Genomic DNA, 16,759 nt, shown 5'->3' on the forward strand with positions numbered 1-16,759 from the left:
CACAGATTCCATGACCCGCAACAGCAAGCCGCGCTATCAAGGCATCTTTCCCGTGGTGCCCACCACGTTCACTGAAACCGGCGAACTCGACCTCGCCAGCCAGAAGCGCGCCATCGATTTCATGATCGATGCCGGCTCGGATGGCCTGTGCATCCTGGCCAATTTCTCCGAGCAATTCTCGTTGGCCGACGACGAGCGCGAAGTGCTCACCCGCACTGCGCTGGAACACGTTGCGGGCCGCGTACCCGTGATCGTCACCACCTCGCACTACGGCACGCAGGTCTGTGCGCAACGCAGCCGCCGCGCGCAGGACATGGGCGCCGCCATGGTGATGGTGATGCCGCCCTACCACGGCGCCACCTTTCGCGTGCCCGAGCCGCAGATCTACGAGTTCTTCGCGCGCGTATCGGATGCCATCGATATTCCGATCATGATTCAGGACGCGCCGGCCAGCGGCACGGTGCTGTCGCCCGCCTTCCTCGCGCGCATGGCCCGCGAGATCGAGCAGGTGTCGTACTTCAAGATGGAAACCGCCGGTGCCGCGGCCAAGCTGCGTGAACTGATCCGTCTGGGCGGCGACGCCATCGAAGGCCCGTGGGATGGAGAAGAAGCCATCACGCTGCTGGCCGATCTGGACGCCGGTGCCACGGGCAGCATGACGGGCGGCGGGTTTCCGGATGGCATCCGGCCGATCATCGAGGCACACACCCAAGGGCAGCTGGATCTGGCGTTCGAGCGTTATCAGCGCTGGCTGCCGCTCATTAATCACGAGAACCGCCAGGGCGGGATCCTGACCGCCAAGGCGCTGATGAAGGAAGGCGGCGTGATTGCCTGCGAGGCCTCGCGCCATCCGTTGCCGCCGATGCATCCGGACACACGGCGACAACTGATCGACATTGCCCGGCGACTTGATCCGCTGGTGTTGCGTTGGGGCCGCTGACCATGCGCCGCGAAACCACACCTGTCGCCATCGGCATTGTCGGCGTCGGCAAAATCGCGCGCGATCAGCACCTGCCCGCGCTGGCTGCGGAGCCGGGGTTCAGGCTGGCGGCCTGCGCGAGTCCGCATTCGCGCGTTGAAGGCCTGACGCACTACACCACGCTCGAAGCGATGCTGGCAGTCGAGCCTGCGTTGCACGCCGTCTCCCTGTGCACGCCGCCGCAGGTGCGGTTTGCGCAGGCTCGCGCCGCGCTCGCTGCCGGCAAACACGTGATGCTGGAAAAGCCGCCAGGCGCGAGCGTGTCGGAAGTGGCAATCCTCACTGAACTGGCGCAGCAGCATGGTTGCTCACTGTTCGCGTCCTGGCATTCGCGTCACGCGCCTGGCGTAGAAGCGGCACGCACGTGGCTGGCAAGTCAGTCCATCGTCTCGGTCAACGTGCAATGGAAAGAAGACGTGCGCCGCTGGCACCCGAACCAAGCATGGATCTGGGAGCCGGGCGGGCTCGGCGTGTTCGACCCCGGCATCAACGCGTTGTCGATCCTGACGCGCGTGTTGCCGCAGGCGTTCTTCCTGAAGTCGGCCGACCTGTGGGTGCCTGCCAACCAGCAAACGCCGATCGCGGCCAGCCTCGCCTTTACCGATGTCCATGGCACCGACATCCAAGCGGAATTCGACTGGCGCCATGACGCCGGTGAGCTTTGGCAGATCGACGTCACCACGCGCGATGGCGCGCTGCGGCTTGCGCAAGGCGGCAAGCAGTTGACCATCGACGGCGTTGAAGTCGAAGTCGGCCCCGAGCGCGAATACCCGAGCCTGTACGCCCGCTTTCTTGAACTCATCGCCGCTGGCGAGAGCGACGTGGATGTCCGCCCGCTGCAGCACGTGGCCGATGCCATGCTGCTCGGCCGCCGCCATCTGGTCGAGCCGTTCGTGCCCTGATATCCGCCACCCATTTACGTGGTGCCACTAGAGCCATACCAACGAGGAGACAAACCATGCAACGCAAACTTCGCCGGCTGACCCTATCCGCCATGGCCGCCGCCCTGTGCCTGGGGCCGCTGGCTGCCGCCCTGCCCGCCCATGCCGACGAGCCGCTCAAGATCGGCTTCCTGGTCAAGATGCCCGAGCAGGCTTGGTTCATCAACGAACAAAAGGCCGCCACTGCGCTCGGCCAGAAAGACGGCTTTTCGGTCGTGAACATCGGCACGCCCGATGGCGAAAAGGTGCTGTCCGCCATCGACAACCTCGGCGCGCAAGGCGCCAAGGGCTTTGTCATCTGCGCGCCCGATGTGCGTTTGGGACCGGCCATTTCCGCCCGCGCCAAGAAGTACGACATGAAATTCGTCACCGTGGACGACCAGCTCGTCGACTCGTCCGGCAAGCCGCTGGCCAACGTGCCGCACCTCGGCATGTCGGCGTTCAAGATCGGCAACCAGGTTGGCCAGGCCATTACCGACGAGATGAAGCGCCGCGGCTGGAAGCCCGAGGAAGTCGGCGCGCTGCGCATCACCAACTACGAGTTGCCGACCGCCAAGCTGCGCACCGACGGGGCCACGCAAACGCTGCTGGCCGGTGGCTTCAAGAAAGAGAACATCTTCGACGCGCCGCAAAAGACCACCGATGACGCGGGCGGCTTCAATGCCGCGTCACCGGTGCTGGCGCAGCATCCGAACATCAAGAAATGGGTGATCTTCGCGCTCAACGAAGAAACCGTGCTCGGCGGCGTGCGCGCGACCGAGCAGTTGAAGATTCCCGCAGCCGACGTGATCGGCGTGGGCATCAACGGCGCCGGCGAGGCGTTTGCCGAATTCCAGCGCAAGGAACCGACCGGCTTCTTCGGCACGATCGCAGTGAGTTCGACCAACCATGGCAAGGACAGCGCCGCCAACCTCGTCAATTGGATCAAGGGCGGCAAGCAACCGCCGGCCGACACGCAAACCACCGGCAAGCTGATGACGCGCAGCAACTGGCAAGACGTCCGCAAAGAACTCGGTATTTGATGCAACACGCGGCGCGAGCGGTTTGTAGCCACCGCATCGCGCCGCACGTGCATCTGCAAAGAGCAATCGATGACAGTCCTATCACTTGATGAAGCCGGCGCGCCTGACGGAGCTCCACACGGTGCCTATCTGAAGCTCGACGGCATCACTGTGCGCTTTCCCGGCGTGCTGGCGCTCGACCATGTTTCGCTCGACATCCGCCGTGGCGAAGTACACGGCCTGATGGGCGAGAACGGCGCCGGCAAGTCGACGCTGCTCAAGGTGCTGTCGGGTGTGAATCAGCCGGAAGCCGGCACGCTGTCGCTCGACGGCGTGCCGCAGCAGTTCACGAGCACGCGTGCGGCCATCGCAGCCGGCATCGCGATCATCTATCAGGAACTGCACCTCGTGCCCGAACTGACGGTGGCCGAAAACCTGATGCTGGGCGCGCTACCCAACCGCTTTGGCGTGCTCGATGAGAAAACGCTGATCGCCCGTGCGCTGCGCGAACTGGAGCGGCTCGGCGAGAAGCTCGACCCCAACCAGCCGGTCAAGCAGTTGTCGATCGGCCAGCGCCAGATGATCGAAATCGGCAAGGCGCTGATGCGCGACGCGCGCGTCATTGCGTTCGATGAGCCGACGAGTTCGCTGTCCTCCCGCGAGACGCAGCAGCTGTTCCGCATCATCCGCGCGCTGCGGGCTGAGGGCCGCGCAGTCATCTACGTCACCCACCGCATGGAAGAGGTCTACGAGCTGTGCGACCGCGTGACCGTGTTCCGCGACGGCAGGCGCATCGACACGTTCGATGCGGGTTCGGGCCTGGACCGCGAACGACTGATCCGCGGCATGGTCGGCCGCGACATCCAGGACGTCTACGGCTACCGGCCACGCCCGCTTGGCGATGTGCAGGTCGACGTGCGCGGCCTGATGGGCCCGGGCCTGCGTGAACCGGCCTCCTTCACCGCGCGCGCGGGCGAGATCGTCGGCTTCTTCGGGCTCGTCGGTGCGGGACGTTCGGAATTGATGAAGCTGCTCTACGGCGCAGTCAAACCGACCGCCGGCGAAGTCCACCTCAAAGGCAAACGCGTGCAGTTCAACACGCCGCGCGATGCGGTGCGTGCCGGCGTCGCCCTCTGCCCGGAAGACCGCAAGCAGGAAGGCATCGTCGCCATCGCTTCGGTGTCAGACAACCTGAACATCAGTTGCCGGCGCCACTTCAGCCGCTTCAACGTGCTGAACAACCGGCAGGAAGCGCAGACCACGAAGTCGTTTATCGACAAGCTCGCCATCAAGACACGCAATGGCGATACGCCGATCGGCAAGCTCTCCGGCGGCAATCAGCAGAAGGTGATCCTCTCGCGCTGGCTGGCCGAAGACATCGACGTCTTCCTGATGGACGAGCCCACGCGTGGCATCGACGTCGGTGCCCGCAGCGAGATCTACAGCCTGCTCTACGGCCTGGCCGAAGCCGGACGCACCGTCATCGTTGTGTCGAGCGACCTAGCTGAAGTCATTGGCGTGGCGGACCGCATTGTCGTCATGAAAGAAGGCCGCATCGTCGGTGATCTGCCCCGGGAGCAGGCCTCGCCCGACACGCTCATCAAACTCGCACTGCCGCGCTAAAGCGCGTCACTCATGGAAACCGATCCTATGCAAACGCAATCCACCGAATCCGTGGCGGGCGGTCCGCCACTGGCATCCTCGGGCATGCCCAGCCGCGCCGCCCTCACCTGGGAACTGCTCAACCGCTCGGGCATCGTGCTGGTGTTCCTCCTGCTATTCACCGCGCTGGCGTTCACGGTGCCGGGCTTTCTCAGCAGCCGCAACATCCAGGGCCTACTGCTCTCCGTCACGCTCATCGGCTCCATCTCGGTGACGATGATGTTCGTGCTCGCCCTCGGCGAGGTCGACCTGTCTGTCGCGTCTATCGTCGCGTTCGCGGGCGTGGTCGCCTCCACGCTCATCACGGCCACGCACAGCGTGACGCTCGGCGTGGCGGCGGGCGTGCTGGCCGGCGGCTTGGTCGGCTTGGTCAACGGCGTGTTGGTCGCGCGTTATCAGATCAACTCGCTGATCGTCACGCTGGCCATGATGGAAGTGGTGCGCGGCCTCGCCTACATCACCTCCAACGGCGACGCGGTGATGATCTCGGAAGAAAGCTTCTTCGACCTGGGTGGCGGCGCCTTCCTCGGCATCTCGTACCCGATCTGGAGCAACATCATCGGCTTTGTGCTGTTCGGCTTCCTACTCAAGAAAACCGTCTTCGGCAAGAACGTACTGGCCGTCGGTGGCAATGAAGAAGCGGCGCTGCTGGCGGGCTTGCCAGTCACACGCATCAAGATCGCCGTGTTCGTGCTCCAAGGCCTGGTGACAGGCTTTGCCGGCGTGATGCTGGCCTCGCGCATGAGCCTGGGCGATCCGAAAACGTCGGTCGGCTTGGAGCTTGGCGTGATTTCCGCCTGCGTGCTGGGCGGCGTCTCCCTGACGGGCGGGGTGGCGACGGTGTCGGGCGTGCTGGTCGGCGTGCTCATCATGGGCTCCGTGCAAAACGCGATGAGCCTGATGAATGTGCCGACGTTCTACCAGTACCTGATCCGCGGCGGCATCCTGCTGCTGGCGGTGTGGTTTGATCGCATCCGCCGCAACAAGCGCGCAAGCTGAGTCGCACAACGCTCCGCGCCAGATACAAAAAAGCCCGCAATTGCGGGCTTTTTTATTCAAACGCCGATATTCAATCGGCCAGCAAGTTCACGCGAACGAGTAGAACACGCGGAACTGCACCTTGCGCTCCGCCCAGAACTCCGCGGCATCGCGGAACACATCCAGCAGCACCTCCCGCGCTTCCTTGTCGAACTTCGGCTGGCACGGCAGGCCCTCCAGCACGATCACGAAGCCCGGCTGCGGCCCCGCCTTGTAGATCATGTCGGTCAGGCAATCCGCCAGCGCGTCGAAGTTCTTGCCGAAGTGCTTGGGGAACAGGAATTCGCGCGCGATCACGTCGAGCACTTCGCTCTTGGTCGTTGCCGCCGCGCAGTTCGCATACAGGAAATGCTGGCCGAGGCTGGCCGCCGATTCCGCCAGATCCGCCACACGGAACGCGCGGATCGATTGCACGATATTCGGACGCACTGTCTTGAACAGGTTCATGGCGTCTTCACGCGCTCCGTCGTCGTCCGTCTTGGTGATGTCCTGCGTCATGATGTTGTGCGGTGCATTTTGCGGCGCGTTCTGAGGCAACTTGGCCGCGCCACCGACGCGTGCGCTCAGGGATTGCATCCCCACCACGCCATCGTACAGATTCTGCGCCTTGTGCCACACCTCGCGGGCCACGCGCTCATCGCGTGCGGTGAGCGAGTCGTCCAGCCCAAACATGTTGGTCGTCATCGCTGTATCCGTTGAAAACTGTTGTAGTGATCTTCCGTGTAGTAGCAGTCGTTGGCCGCCTGCTGATCGCCGCCGCAAATGATGCGCTTCGCACCCCGGTTGCGCGCCCCCCGCGTCTTGACGGTGTACTCGTGGTAGTACCCGCGCCGCTGTGCTGGCAAACGTCGCTCATAGTTGCCGAACGTGGTGCCATCTTTCCCATATGGGAACGGGCCGCCTTGCTCGATCAATGTCAGCGTGCGCTGCGCCTCATTGGGCAAGTCTGCTGAGCGAATGGTTCCCACGACGGCAGACATGCCGGTGGTGTCCCGGGCAACCGCGTTGGTAGGCACCCCGACCACGGCCAACGCAAGCGTTGCCGCCAGCGCGCCACGCACCACTGCCTGAGATACGGAGCGGCCGATCCACGCTCCAAGTCGCTTTGTCATCAGCAGGCCCTAACGGGAGAATCGCGCCAGCCGGACAGACCGGCGCAGGTCACAAGCGCAGGTGGCCATCCAATAGAAAACGGACGGCCGGTTTGCAGCTGAAAAGCGAAGCGGCTCAATGCGTAAAAAGCTTGCGGGAAAAATGACAAGTCGGGCGACTGCCGAAGACTTGGGGAATCCTTCCGCCAGCAAATTGCGCGCACCAACCGAGGTGACTTGGTCAGACGTGTGCATGGAAAACTGCTTCCTCAGACCGCGTCTGGCCCGGTACGGACCTCATGTGCTCAGAAGCACCCCTTCAGCCCGTAAGGGTACGCTCATCGATGACAACAATCAACCGGCGACACAGTCTTGAAGGGGTTTACGAAGCCACGATTGAGATAGAACAAATGTAAGCGCACGCACACTTAGCAAGCCCAAAAAAGGGAGCGCAGCATCGTGCGCTCCCTTTTTTGGTGCAGTGTCGATCAGCGCTGCGCTTGTGCAGCCGCATCCACAACGGTCAACGCCGTCATGTTGAGGATGCGTCGCACTGTGGCAGACGGCGTGAGGATATGCACCGGCTTCTTGGCGCCCAGCAGGATCGGGCCGATCGCGATATTGTTGCCGGCGGTCGTCTTCAGCAGGTTGTAGGCGATATTGGCGGCGTCGATGTTGGGCATGACCAACAGGTTGGCCTCACCCTTGAGCGTCGAGTCCGGCACCAGCGCATCACGCAGCTTCTCGTCGAGTGCGGCGTCGCCGTGCATCTCGCCATCCACCTCCAGATTCGGAGCACGTTCGCGCAGGATGGCGAGCGTTTCGCGCATCTTGACGGCGGAAGGCGCCTCTGACGAACCGAAGTTCGAGTGCGACATCAGCGCAACCTTCGGCTTGATACCGAAACGGCACAACTCTTCGGCAGCCATGATGGTGATCTCGGCCAGTTGCTCGGCGCTCGGATCAACGTTGACGTGCGTATCCGTCAGGAAGATCTGACGGCCAGGCAGGACCAGACCGTTCATGGCGGCGTACACGCAGTTCGTGCCACCGATGACCTGATCGATGTAGCGCAGGTGCGCAGCGGTGGTGCTGACCGTGCCGCAAATCATGCCATCGGCTTCGCCCTTGTGGATCATGACGGCGCCGATCAGCGTCGAACGGCGGCGCACTTCCAGCTTGGCGTATTGCGGCGTCACGCCCTTGCGCGCCATCAGCTTGTAGTACGTCTCCCAATAGTCGCGGAAGCGCTCGTCGTGCTCGGGGTTCACCACGGTGAAATCCACGCCTTCACGCAGGCGCAGGCCGAAGCGTTCGATGCGGTGGGCAATCACGCTCGGGCGGCCGATCAGGATGGGGCTGGCGAGCTTTTCATCCACAACGATCTGCACGGCACGCAGCACACGTTCTTCTTCGCCCTCGGCAAAGATGATGCGCTTGTGCTCCATCGGCACCTTGCGAGCGGCCGAGAAGATCGGCTTCATCAGCGTGCCGGAGTGGTAGACGAACTGCTGCAGGTGCTGACGGTAGGCGTCCATGTCTTCGATCGGACGCTGTGCCACGCCCGAGAGCATGGCGGCCTGCGCCACAGCCGGCGCGATCTTGACGATCAGGCGGGGGTCGAAGGGCTTCGGGATCAGGTATTCGGGGCCGAACGACAGATCTTGGATGCCGTAGGCCGAGGCGACAATGTCGCTCTGCTCCTGGCGAGCCAACTCCGCCACGGCGTGCACGGCAGCCACTTCCATCTCGCGCGTGATGGTGGTTGCACCCACATCCAGTGCGCCGCGGAAGATGAAGGGGAAGCACAGGACGTTGTTGACCTGGTTCGGGTAGTCGGTGCGGCCGGTGCCCATGATGACGTCCGGGCGCACTTCCTTGGCCAGTTCCGGCAGGATTTCCGGGTTCGGGTTGGCCAGCGCGAAGATGATCGGCTTGTCCGCCATCTTCTTGACCATGTCCTGCTTGAGCACGCCAGCAGCGGACAGGCCCAGGAAAATGTCAGCACCGTCGATCACCTCGGCCAACGTGCGCAGATCCGTCTTTTGCGCGAAGACGGCCTTATCCGGGTCCATCAGTTCGGTGCGGCCTTCGTAGACCACGCCGGCCAGGTCCGTCACCCAAATGTTTTCGCGCGGCAGGCCCAGGTCGACGAGCAGATCCAGGCAGGCCAGCGCCGCAGCGCCTGCGCCCGACGCGACCAGCTTGACCTTCTTGATGTCCTTGCCGACCACCTTGAGCGCGTTGGTGATGCCCGCGCCCACGACGATGGCCGTGCCATGCTGGTCATCGTGGAAGACGGGGATCTTCATGCGCTTGCGCAGCTCGCGCTCGACGAAGAAGCACTCCGGTGCCTTGATGTCTTCCAGGTTGATGCCGCCGAAGGTCGGCTCCAGCGAGGCGATGATATCGACCAGCTTCTGCGGGTCTTTTTCATTGATCTCGATGTCAAACACATCGATCCCAGCGAATTTCTTGAACAGACCGGCCTTGCCTTCCATCACCGGCTTCGAGGCTTCCGGGCCGATGTCGCCCAGGCCCAACACAGCCGTGCCGTTGGTCACCACGCCGACCAGGTTGCCGCGGGCGGTGTAGCGGAACGAGTTGGCAACGTCTTCGACGATTTCTTCGCAGGCTGCGGCCACGCCCGGGGAGTAGGCCAGGGCCAAGTCGCGCTGGTTCGACAGCGGCTTGGTGGGCGTGACGGAAATCTTGCCCGGGGTCGGAAACTCGTGATACTCCAGCGCGGCTTTACGCAGGGCGGCGCGTTGCTGCGCCTTGAGTTCTTCGTCCGTGCGGGCGGGCTGTTGAGGCTGGGTATCCACCGTGGTCATGAGGTGTCTCTCGTATCGGGTGACCGGCGCACGCGCCGGCCGTCGCATCTAGCGGGCCACCGGGAAACCACATGAGGGTCACGGGATTACGGTCCGCCTCCTTGGGCCCGTCATTTTATATAGTGAAAACTGATCTCACAACGGGAATTTGGGTGGGACTGCCATGCGCATTCGCTACAATATTCCACCGTCCTGTCACGGCACCATCGGGGTCACCCCTTCTTTTCCATCGCCGCTGCCGTGTCCAAGCCCCCTGCGCCCGCCAACTCCGCTGATCAGCCCGCCGAATTGTCCGAATTTGGGCTGATCCGGCGCTATTTCACGCGTCCGGCACGTCACGCCATTCTGGGGGTGGGTGACGACTGTGCCCTGCTTGGACCGCGCCCCGGCCACGAACTGGCGATCTCCACCGACATGCTGGTCGCCGGCCGCCATTTCTTCCCGGATGCGGAGCCTCGCGCACTCGGACATAAGGCGCTGGCCGTCAACCTGTCCGACTTAGCCGCCATGGGCGCAGAGCCGCGTGCCTTTACGCTGGCGCTAGCGCTGCCCGAGGCCAATCCCGCTTGGCTCAAACCGTTTTCCGAAGGCTTGCTCGCGCTGGCCGACGCCTTTCACTGCGAACTCATCGGTGGTGACACCACGCGCGGGCCGCTCACCCTCAGCCTGACTGTGTTCGGCGACGTACCCGCCACCGTGGCGCTGCGCCGCGACGCCGCCAAGCCGGGTGACGACCTCTGGGTCTCCGGCACCGTTGGCGATGCGCGGCTCGCGCTGGGCGCCCTGCGCAACGAGTGGCCGCTGACGTCTGAGATGCTCGCCCACGTGCAGCCGCGTATGGATAGGCCGACGCCACGTATCGCGCTCGGCTTGGCATTGCGTGGCATTGCCCGCGCGGCGCTCGACATCTCCGACGGCCTGTTGGGGGATCTGGGACACATCCTCACCCAGTCGCACGTCGGGGCGACCGTCGACGTGGACCGCGTGCCCCGTTCGCCAACGCTGGCCGCGCAACCCGCCGCCCGCCAGTTGCAATGCACGCTGGCAGGCGGCGATGACTACGAACTTTGCTTCACCGCTCCCGCCGAGGCGCGCGACGCTGTGCTCGCCGCGGGCAAACAAGCGGGCGTTGCTGTCACCCGCATCGGCCATATCGACGCCGAAGCGGGGTTGCGCCTGGTGGACAGGCAAGGCGCGCCCATTACGTTCACGCACGGCAGCTTCGATCATTTTTCGTCCGCATCATGATGTCTTCTGCACCGTTCCCCCCGCCCCCCTCGCCTTCCAACACGCCGGGCCAGCCTGAATCCGTCGTGCTCGAAGCCGGCCAGACGGCGCAAGTGCGCCGCCCCACGGCGCGCTTCATGTTCGGCCATCCGGCGCGCATTCTGGCGCTGGGGTTCGGGTCGGGGCTGTCGCCCATCATGCCGGGCACGATGGGCACGCTGTACGCATGGCTCATCTACGCGGTGCTGGCGCGGTGGATTTCCGGGCCGGGGTGGCTGCTCATCTCCGCCGTCGGCTTTGTGGTTGGCATCTGGGCATGCGCGCGCACCTCGCGCGACTTGGGTGTCGCGGACCACGGTGCCATGGTGTGGGACGAGATCATCGCGTTCTGGCTGGTGCTGGCGTTTGTCACGCCGACCACGCTGGGGGGGCAGTTTGCGGCCTTCCTGTGGTTCCGCTTTTTCGACATGGTCAAACCCGCACCCATCCGGTATTACGACCGCAAGCTCAAGGGCTTCGGCCTGCGCGGCGGCTATGGCGTGATGGCCGACGACATCCTGGCGGCGTTCTACACGCTGCTCGTGTTTGCGCTGTGGCGCTCGTTCTGAAGTCCGAAGTCTGAAGCCCGAAAGGTACTGCAATGGCTGAAACCCGCGCCCTGGCTCAATTGGCCGAACTGGTTGGCGACACGCTGCACAAGCGTAGCCTGATGGCGGCGACCGCCGAATCGTGTACCGGCGGGCTGGTATCTGCCGCCATCACCGACGTATCGGGCTCATCTGCGTGGTTCGAGCGCGGCTTCGTCGTGTATTCGAACGAGGCCAAATCGCAGATGCTGGGCGTGCCGGCGGCGCTGATCCGCGAGCACGGCGCGGTGAGCGAGCCGGTGGCGCATGCGATGGCCGAAGGCGCGGTGCTCAACAGCCGCGCACAGGTGGCGGTGGCGATTACCGGCGTGGCGGGCCCCACGGGCGGCACGCCCGACAAGCCCGTCGGCATGGTCTGCTTCGGCTGGAGCAACCGCCTGCAAACCCGCGTGGAAACGCGCCACTTCAAGGGCGACCGCAAACAGGTTCGCCTGCAGGCCGCCGAGCATGCGCTGCGCGGCTTGCTCGATTTCCTGGCCTCGGCGGAGTCCTGACCTAGATTTCGCTGGGATGATCCGGCCGGCGGCGATCGTCGTGATCGTGTTCCGGCTGATGCTCGTGGTCGTGCTCGTGACGACGGTCACGGTCATGATCGCGACGCGTCTTTTCGTGCTCGTGCGTATCGTCACGCTCTTTCTCGAGCTTGCGGTCCGGATCCTTGCCGGTTTCCTCGCGGTGGGTCCCGGCGGCAGGATGATGCGGGTGCGTGGTCATGGCGTCCTCGCTCTCGCCGCAACCGGACCGACAGTGTCGATCAGTTGCGGAACTGATTGATCTGGTCGCGGGTGGCTTGGGCGACCTCGCGGGCAGCATCGGCGAAATCGCTGTCGCTGCTGGCGTACAGGATGGCGCGCGATGAGTTGATCATCATGCCGGTGCCATTCGCGGTGCGGCCAGCGCGTACGGTCGCTTCCACATCGCCGCCCTGGGCGCCGACGCCCGGAATCAGCAACGGCATATCGCCGACAATCTCGCGCACCTTGGCGATCTCTTCCGGGAAGGTTGCCCCTACCACCAGGCCCATCTGGCCACTGGTGTTCCATACGTCGCGCGCGCGCTCGGCCACAACCTGGTAGACAGGGCGGCCACCCGTTTCGAGGAACTGCACATCGCTGCCGCCGGCGTTGGAGGTGCGGCACAGCACGATCACGCCCTTGTCGGCATGCGCGAGGTACGGTTGCATCGAGTCGAAGCCCATGTACGGGCTGACGGTGATGGCATCCGCCTGATAGCGCTCGAAGGCTTCCTTGGCGTAGTGCTCGGCGGTGGAGCCGATATCGCCGCGCTTGGCATCGAGGATGACCGGGATGCCCGGATACGCCTCGTGGATGTAGCTGATGAGTTGCTCGAGCTGGTCTTCGGCGCGCTGCGAGGCGAAGTAGGCGATCTGCGGCTTGAAGGCGCAGACCAAGTCGGCAGTCGCGTCGACAATGGCGCGGCAGAACGAGAAGATCGCCCCACCCGTGCTGGTCAACGACGCTGGCAGGCGCCCCGGGTCTGGGTCAAGCCCGACGCACAGCAGGGAGTTGTTGCGCTGCCAGGCGGCAGCCAGTTGTTCGGTGAATCGCATGGTGTTGAGAATGTGAGGACGCGGCCGGGCTGCCGCATGACTTCTTCGCATTTTACTCGCCGGGCGGCCGAGGGGCGGCAGCTTCATGCGCGTGGCATCAGCCCCACGCGTGCGCATCATGTCACGGTTTCTGGCTGAACCCGCCGCGTCTTTACGCTACACTCGGCGCGATTTTTCGCCCGCCCCCTACCGTTTTAGGAATTTCCCCATGCTCAACCTGTTCGTTCTGCACAAAGGCCGTCTCGCGCAAGAACAGGTCGAAGAACGTTGCGAATTGCTGCAGCACAAGCCGATCTGGATCGATGTGATCGACCCGGACGACGAAGAGCTGGCCTGGATCAAGGAAACCTACGGCGTGGTCCTGCCCGAGCTGGAGCAATTGGGGGACCTGGAAGCCTCCGCGCGGTACTTCGAGGGCGAAGACGGCCACATCCACATCCGTACCGATTTCCTGCTCGACGAAGAGACCACCTCGCGCAACGTGCGCGTGGCGTTCGTGCTGACCAAGGATGTGCTGTTCTCCATCCACGATGAAGACCTGCCGGCCTTCCGCCTGGTCCGCATGCGTGCTCGGCTGCGCCCAGGCTCCGTGCGCAATGCGAAAGACGTGTTGATGGACCTGTACGCCACCGACGCGGAGTACTCGGCGGACTCCATCGAAGAAGTCTACGAACGGCTGGAAGACGCCAGCAAACGCGTGCTGGCCGATGAAGTGACAGATGCCGCCGCCGCCGACGTGCTGGAAATCATCGCGCGCGTGGAAGACCTGAACGGCCGCATCCGCCGCAATGTGATGGACACGCGCCGCGCCATCTCTTTCCTGTTGCGCAGCCAGTTGCTCTCGACTGATCAGCAAGACGAAGCACGCCAGGTGCTGCGCGACATCGACTCCATCGAAAATCACACGGCGTTCCTGTCGGACAAGGTCAACTTCCTGATGGATGCCACGGTCGGCTTCATCAACATCAACCAGAACAAGATCATCAAGCTGTTCTCGGTGGTGTCGGTGGCGCTGATGCCGCCTACGCTGATCGCGTCGATCTACGGCATGAACTTCAAGGTGATGCCGGAGTTGGACTGGGCCGAGGGCTACCCGTATGCGATTGGCCTGATGATCGTGTCGGCGGCGATTCCGCTACTGTATTTCCGGCGCAAGGGCTGGCTGAAGTAAGCGCCTGTCGCTGTAGCCGTAGCCGGATCAGTCCGGCAGCGTGGCGGAACCCATGCGGTTGGCGATGACGGTGGCCTTGCGCGTGAAGTTGACGTGCACATTGGCGCAGTAGCTCTTCTTGTCGAAGCACTTGGGCGCGGGCAGCGCTGCCGCTAGGCGCGCCGCTTGCCCCACCGTCAATTGCGAAGCCGGGCGCTTGAAGTAATGCTGCGCGGCGGCTTCTGCACCGAACACGCCTTCGCCCCACTCCACTGAATTCAGATAGATCTCGAGGATGCGCTCCTTGTCGAGCCAGAATTCGAGCATCCAGGTGATGACGAGCTCTTCGCCCTTGCGCAGGTAATGCCGCTCGCCCGAGAGGAACAGATTCTTGGCCAACTGCTGCGTGATGGTGGAACCCCCGGCGACCACGTGACCGCGCTTTTTGTTCTTCTCCCATGCATCAAGCATGGCATCGACTTCCCAGCCGCTGTGCGAGACGAAGTCGGCATCTTCACTGGCGATGACGGCGCGTTTGAGGTTGCGCGAGATCTGGTCGTAGTTGACCCAGCGATGATCGATCTTGCAGGTGAAGACGTTGGCACCGCACAGGCGCATGCGCTCGGCGCGCATGAATGCCGTGGATGACGGCGCGAACACCTGCCAGCTGGCGATGGTCGCAAAGAAGTACAGGTTGAGCGCGACCACGCCTGCCACGAAGCAGCCGATCACATAGCCGAGCCAACGCATCATCGCGGGATGTTGCTCTTGTTCAGCGCTGGGCGCGCGCGGCGACCGCGGCCTCGCCCTGCAGCCCTTCGCGCATGGCGAGCAGCACGGGCGCCGTGTTCGGACGCACGCCGCGCCAGACGAAGAACGATTCCGCCGCCTGCTCTACCAGCATGCCGAGGCCGTCCCAGGCACGTGCGCCATTGCGCTTGGCGAACTCCATGAACACCGTCGGCCGCGAGCCGTACATCATGTCGTAGGCCAAGGCATTGGGGCCGAACGCCGTGGAGGGAATCGGCGGCACCACGGCCTGCAGACTGCCGGCCGTGGCGTTGATGATGACATCAAACACGTCATCCACGGCAAGCTCATCGTAGCCGCCGCCCACCAACTCGACCTCGTGCAGTTTGGCGGAGACCTCGAAGCGATCGACCAGCTTGTTCGCGCGATCGGCCGTGCGGTTGGCGACGAACACGCGCGCCGGCTTGTGTTCCAGCAGCGGCAGCAACACACCGCGGGCTGCACCGCCGGCACCCAGCAGGAGCACGCGCTCGCCTTGCAGCGCATTGCCGATGTTGTGCGTGATGTCGCGCATCAGGCCAACGCCGTCGGTGTTGTCGCCAAAGATTTCGTCACCGTCGAACTTGAGCGTGTTGACCGCGCCGGCCGATTCGGCCCGCAGCGACAGCGAGGTCGACATCGCATACGCATCGAGCTTGAACGGCACCGTCACGTTGAGCCCACGCCCGCCTTCGCGCACGAAGGTCAGCACGGTTTCTTCAAACGCGATCAGCTCGGCGTAGATACGGTCGTAGCGGATGAGCTGCTCGGTCTGCTGGGCAAACGCGGCATGGATGGTGGGCGACTTGCTATGCGAGATCGGGTTGCCGATCACGCCATAGCGATCTGTGGGGGGCGCACTCGCAGCAGCGAGGATGGCCTCTTGAAACGACGACGGCATAAACAACGACCTCAGCGGGTCTGCAGGTGAGTTTCCAGCCCTGCTCGGGTGAACTTGAACGTTGCGACGACATCCTGAATGTCGACGCGCTTGCGCATCTCCGCAGGGAAGGTGCCGAACGGCGAGGAAGACCGCACGATGGCCACGGCCTGGCGATCCAGCGCCGGATTGCCCGAGCTCTTGGCCACTTCAATGCCTTCGATCTTGTAGCCGTCCTGGTTGTAACCAAGCTGGCCCTCGCGGTTGATGCTGATGACGAGGATCAACTCGCCGTACAGCGGGTGGCCATTCTGGCTGGGGAAATTCGCCGTGCCGCGCGTTTCGATCTTGCGGCGCACGGCGTCGTAATAACGGGCGTAGTCCACCTGGCGAGCGCTGGCGGCGGTCAGCACATTACGGCGCGGGCGCTTGGCGTAGTTCTCGAGGTTGCGGTCGATCTCGGCCTGCAGGCGGGCGATTTCATCCTGGGTGGTGCGGTCGTCCGTGCCATTGGTGGGCGACGGTTGCGGGCGCTCACCCGGCTTGACCTGGCGATCATTGACCAGCGGCGCACGGTCTTTCGACTGCGTGAGCAGGCGGCGCTGCTCCTGTTCGAGATACTCGAGGCGACGCTGCGTGAGCTTGATGGAATCGCCGGTCTGCTCGTTCGTATCCGCCGGCAGCGGTGTGGTGGCGCGCTGTTGATCGTACTCGCCGCCGCCGTTCAGGTTGACCTGCGCCACGGCTGTCGCCTTGGACGGCGCCGTGGAGGACTTGGCATTGACGAGCACCACGTCCAGTCCGGGATCATCGCGCTTGATGTCGAAGGCCTCGGGCGCCACCACGCGCACGAACAGCAGCAGCACATGCACGGCCAGCGACACCACTAGCGCCTTGGTAAGCGTGCTGCTGCCGGACCAGTCCGGACGGTTTGCGAGGGCGGCCATGGG

17 protein-coding genes are annotated in these 16,759 nt (G+C 63.9%); 10 read left to right on the forward strand and 7 right to left on the reverse strand.

Annotated elements, in window-relative coordinates; genetic code table 11:
- Positions 1 to 10 precede the first annotated feature (10 nt).
- The 5 genes from ACN9M1_RS13080 to araH all read left to right on the forward strand — a co-directional run bounded on the left by ACN9M1_RS13080 (position 11) and on the right by araH (position 5,582).
- Entirely contained in the window at positions 11 to 940 is a 930-nt protein-coding gene (locus tag ACN9M1_RS13080) for a dihydrodipicolinate synthase family protein (RefSeq protein ID WP_426394987.1), read from the forward strand.
- Positions 941 to 942: 2 nt separating this feature from the next.
- On the forward strand, positions 943 to 1,881 hold the full coding sequence (locus tag ACN9M1_RS13085) for a Gfo/Idh/MocA family protein (protein ID WP_426394989.1): 939 nt from the start codon (positions 943 to 945) through the stop codon (positions 1,879 to 1,881).
- Between the two features lie 56 nt (positions 1,882 to 1,937).
- On the forward strand, positions 1,938 to 2,942 hold the full coding sequence (locus ACN9M1_RS13090; RefSeq protein WP_426394991.1) for an arabinose ABC transporter substrate-binding protein: 1,005 nt from the start codon (positions 1,938 to 1,940) through the stop codon (positions 2,940 to 2,942).
- Positions 2,943 to 3,011: 69 nt separating this feature from the next.
- A complete protein-coding gene (gene araG / locus ACN9M1_RS13095; protein ID WP_426394993.1) occupies positions 3,012 to 4,544 on the forward strand; it encodes an L-arabinose ABC transporter ATP-binding protein AraG in 1,533 nt (510 codons plus the stop codon).
- Positions 4,545 to 4,571: 27 nt separating this feature from the next.
- Positions 4,572 to 5,582 carry an L-arabinose ABC transporter permease AraH gene (araH, locus tag ACN9M1_RS13100; RefSeq protein WP_426394995.1) on the forward strand — a complete coding sequence of 337 codons (1,011 nt, stop codon included), beginning with the start codon at positions 4,572 to 4,574 and terminating at the stop codon, positions 5,580 to 5,582.
- An 87-nt stretch (positions 5,583 to 5,669) separates the two neighbouring features.
- On the opposite strand, the gene ACN9M1_RS13105 is transcribed toward araH, so the two are convergent.
- The 3 genes from ACN9M1_RS13105 to ACN9M1_RS13115 all read right to left on the reverse strand — a co-directional run bounded on the left by ACN9M1_RS13105 (position 5,670) and on the right by ACN9M1_RS13115 (position 9,546).
- Positions 5,670 to 6,305 carry a barstar family protein gene (locus tag ACN9M1_RS13105; protein WP_426394997.1) on the reverse strand — a complete coding sequence of 212 codons (636 nt, stop codon included), beginning with the start codon at positions 6,303 to 6,305 and terminating at the stop codon, positions 5,670 to 5,672.
- The gene (locus tag ACN9M1_RS13110; RefSeq protein ID WP_426394999.1) at positions 6,302 to 6,733 is read right to left on the reverse strand and encodes a ribonuclease; all 432 of its coding nucleotides are present in this window, start codon (positions 6,731 to 6,733) and stop codon (positions 6,302 to 6,304) included. The genes ACN9M1_RS13105 and ACN9M1_RS13110 overlap by 4 nt, the downstream gene beginning before the upstream one ends.
- A 467-nt stretch (positions 6,734 to 7,200) precedes the next feature.
- A complete protein-coding gene (locus ACN9M1_RS13115; RefSeq protein ID WP_426395001.1) occupies positions 7,201 to 9,546 on the reverse strand; it encodes an NADP-dependent malic enzyme in 2,346 nt (781 codons plus the stop codon).
- A gap of 240 nt (positions 9,547 to 9,786) precedes the next feature.
- Here ACN9M1_RS13115 and thiL point away from each other — a divergent pair, with 240 nt between their 5' ends.
- From thiL to ACN9M1_RS13135, 4 genes are read left to right on the forward strand one after another with little or no spacing between them, the layout of a single operon-like run.
- Positions 9,787 to 10,794, forward strand: coding sequence for a thiamine-phosphate kinase (thiL, locus tag ACN9M1_RS13120; RefSeq protein ID WP_426395003.1), 1,008 nt, complete (start codon positions 9,787 to 9,789; stop codon positions 10,792 to 10,794).
- Positions 10,791 to 11,381: a phosphatidylglycerophosphatase A family protein gene (locus tag ACN9M1_RS13125; protein WP_426395005.1), complete on the forward strand. Its 591-nt coding sequence runs from the start codon at positions 10,791 to 10,793 to the stop codon at positions 11,379 to 11,381. The genes thiL and ACN9M1_RS13125 overlap by 4 nt, the downstream gene beginning before the upstream one ends.
- Positions 11,382 to 11,413: 32 nt before the next feature.
- The gene (locus ACN9M1_RS13130) at positions 11,414 to 11,914 is read left to right on the forward strand and encodes a CinA family protein (RefSeq protein WP_426395007.1); all 501 of its coding nucleotides are present in this window, start codon (positions 11,414 to 11,416) and stop codon (positions 11,912 to 11,914) included.
- A 16-nt stretch (positions 11,915 to 11,930) separates the two neighbouring features.
- A complete protein-coding gene (locus tag ACN9M1_RS13135; RefSeq protein ID WP_426395008.1) occupies positions 11,931 to 12,194 on the forward strand; it encodes a hypothetical protein in 264 nt (87 codons plus the stop codon).
- On the opposite strand, the gene pyrF is transcribed toward ACN9M1_RS13135, so the two are convergent.
- Positions 12,175 to 12,990, reverse strand: a complete 816-nt coding sequence (gene pyrF / locus ACN9M1_RS13140; protein ID WP_426395010.1) for an orotidine-5'-phosphate decarboxylase — start codon at positions 12,988 to 12,990, stop codon at positions 12,175 to 12,177. The two genes, ACN9M1_RS13135 and pyrF, sit on opposite strands and share 20 nt — an antisense overlap.
- Before the next feature lie 208 nt (positions 12,991 to 13,198).
- On the opposite strand from pyrF, the gene corA reads away from it, so the two are divergent.
- Positions 13,199 to 14,161, forward strand: coding sequence for a magnesium/cobalt transporter CorA (gene corA, locus ACN9M1_RS13145; RefSeq protein WP_426395011.1), 963 nt, complete (start codon positions 13,199 to 13,201; stop codon positions 14,159 to 14,161).
- A gap of 27 nt (positions 14,162 to 14,188) precedes the next feature.
- Here corA and mtgA read toward each other — a convergent pair whose 3' ends face one another.
- From mtgA to ACN9M1_RS13160, 3 genes are read right to left on the reverse strand one after another with little or no spacing between them, the layout of a single operon-like run.
- Positions 14,189 to 14,893 (reverse strand): monofunctional biosynthetic peptidoglycan transglycosylase, encoded by a 705-nt coding sequence (gene mtgA / locus ACN9M1_RS13150; protein WP_426395013.1) that lies wholly within the window; start codon positions 14,891 to 14,893, stop codon positions 14,189 to 14,191.
- Positions 14,894 to 14,912: 19 nt separating this feature from the next.
- On the reverse strand, positions 14,913 to 15,830 hold the full coding sequence (gene aroE / locus ACN9M1_RS13155) for a shikimate dehydrogenase (protein WP_426395015.1): 918 nt from the start codon (positions 15,828 to 15,830) through the stop codon (positions 14,913 to 14,915).
- 11 nt (positions 15,831 to 15,841) lie between these two features.
- Positions 15,842 to 16,756, reverse strand: coding sequence for an energy transducer TonB family protein (locus ACN9M1_RS13160; protein WP_426395017.1), 915 nt, complete (start codon positions 16,754 to 16,756; stop codon positions 15,842 to 15,844).
- Positions 16,757 to 16,759: the final 3 nt, after the last annotated feature.

It is taken from the genome of Ralstonia sp. R-29 (assembly GCF_049913345.1).
Classification (GTDB): Bacteria; Pseudomonadota; Gammaproteobacteria; order Burkholderiales; family Burkholderiaceae; genus Ralstonia.

What these genes read in the sequence shown, in the direction of transcription:
- ACN9M1_RS13115 (WP_426395001.1), bottom strand. Translation starts at nt 9,546, where the DNA reads ATGACCACGGTGGATACCCAGCCTCAACAGCCCGCCCGCACGGACGAA.
- ACN9M1_RS13085 (WP_426394989.1), top strand. Translation starts at nt 943, where the DNA reads ATGCGCCGCGAAACCACACCTGTCGCCATCGGCATTGTCGGCGTCGGC.
- ACN9M1_RS13080 (WP_426394987.1), top strand. Translation starts at nt 11, where the DNA reads ATGACCCGCAACAGCAAGCCGCGCTATCAAGGCATCTTTCCCGTGGTG.
- araG (WP_426394993.1), top strand. Translation starts at nt 3,012, where the DNA reads ATGACAGTCCTATCACTTGATGAAGCCGGCGCGCCTGACGGAGCTCCA.
- corA (WP_426395011.1), top strand. Translation starts at nt 13,199, where the DNA reads ATGCTCAACCTGTTCGTTCTGCACAAAGGCCGTCTCGCGCAAGAACAG.
- aroE (WP_426395015.1), bottom strand. Translation starts at nt 15,830, where the DNA reads ATGCCGTCGTCGTTTCAAGAGGCCATCCTCGCTGCTGCGAGTGCGCCC.
- ACN9M1_RS13110 (WP_426394999.1), bottom strand. Translation starts at nt 6,733, where the DNA reads ATGACAAAGCGACTTGGAGCGTGGATCGGCCGCTCCGTATCTCAGGCA.
- ACN9M1_RS13130 (WP_426395007.1), top strand. Translation starts at nt 11,414, where the DNA reads ATGGCTGAAACCCGCGCCCTGGCTCAATTGGCCGAACTGGTTGGCGAC.
- ACN9M1_RS13105 (WP_426394997.1), bottom strand. Translation starts at nt 6,305, where the DNA reads ATGACGACCAACATGTTTGGGCTGGACGACTCGCTCACCGCACGCGAT.
- ACN9M1_RS13160 (WP_426395017.1), bottom strand. Translation starts at nt 16,756, where the DNA reads ATGGCCGCCCTCGCAAACCGTCCGGACTGGTCCGGCAGCAGCACGCTT.
- ACN9M1_RS13090 (WP_426394991.1), top strand. Translation starts at nt 1,938, where the DNA reads ATGCAACGCAAACTTCGCCGGCTGACCCTATCCGCCATGGCCGCCGCC.
- ACN9M1_RS13135 (WP_426395008.1), top strand. Translation starts at nt 11,931, where the DNA reads ATGATCCGGCCGGCGGCGATCGTCGTGATCGTGTTCCGGCTGATGCTC.
- ACN9M1_RS13125 (WP_426395005.1), top strand. Translation starts at nt 10,791, where the DNA reads ATGATGTCTTCTGCACCGTTCCCCCCGCCCCCCTCGCCTTCCAACACG.
- mtgA (WP_426395013.1), bottom strand. Translation starts at nt 14,893, where the DNA reads ATGATGCGTTGGCTCGGCTATGTGATCGGCTGCTTCGTGGCAGGCGTG.
- araH (WP_426394995.1), top strand. Translation starts at nt 4,572, where the DNA reads ATGCAAACGCAATCCACCGAATCCGTGGCGGGCGGTCCGCCACTGGCA.
- pyrF (WP_426395010.1), bottom strand. Translation starts at nt 12,990, where the DNA reads ATGCGATTCACCGAACAACTGGCTGCCGCCTGGCAGCGCAACAACTCC.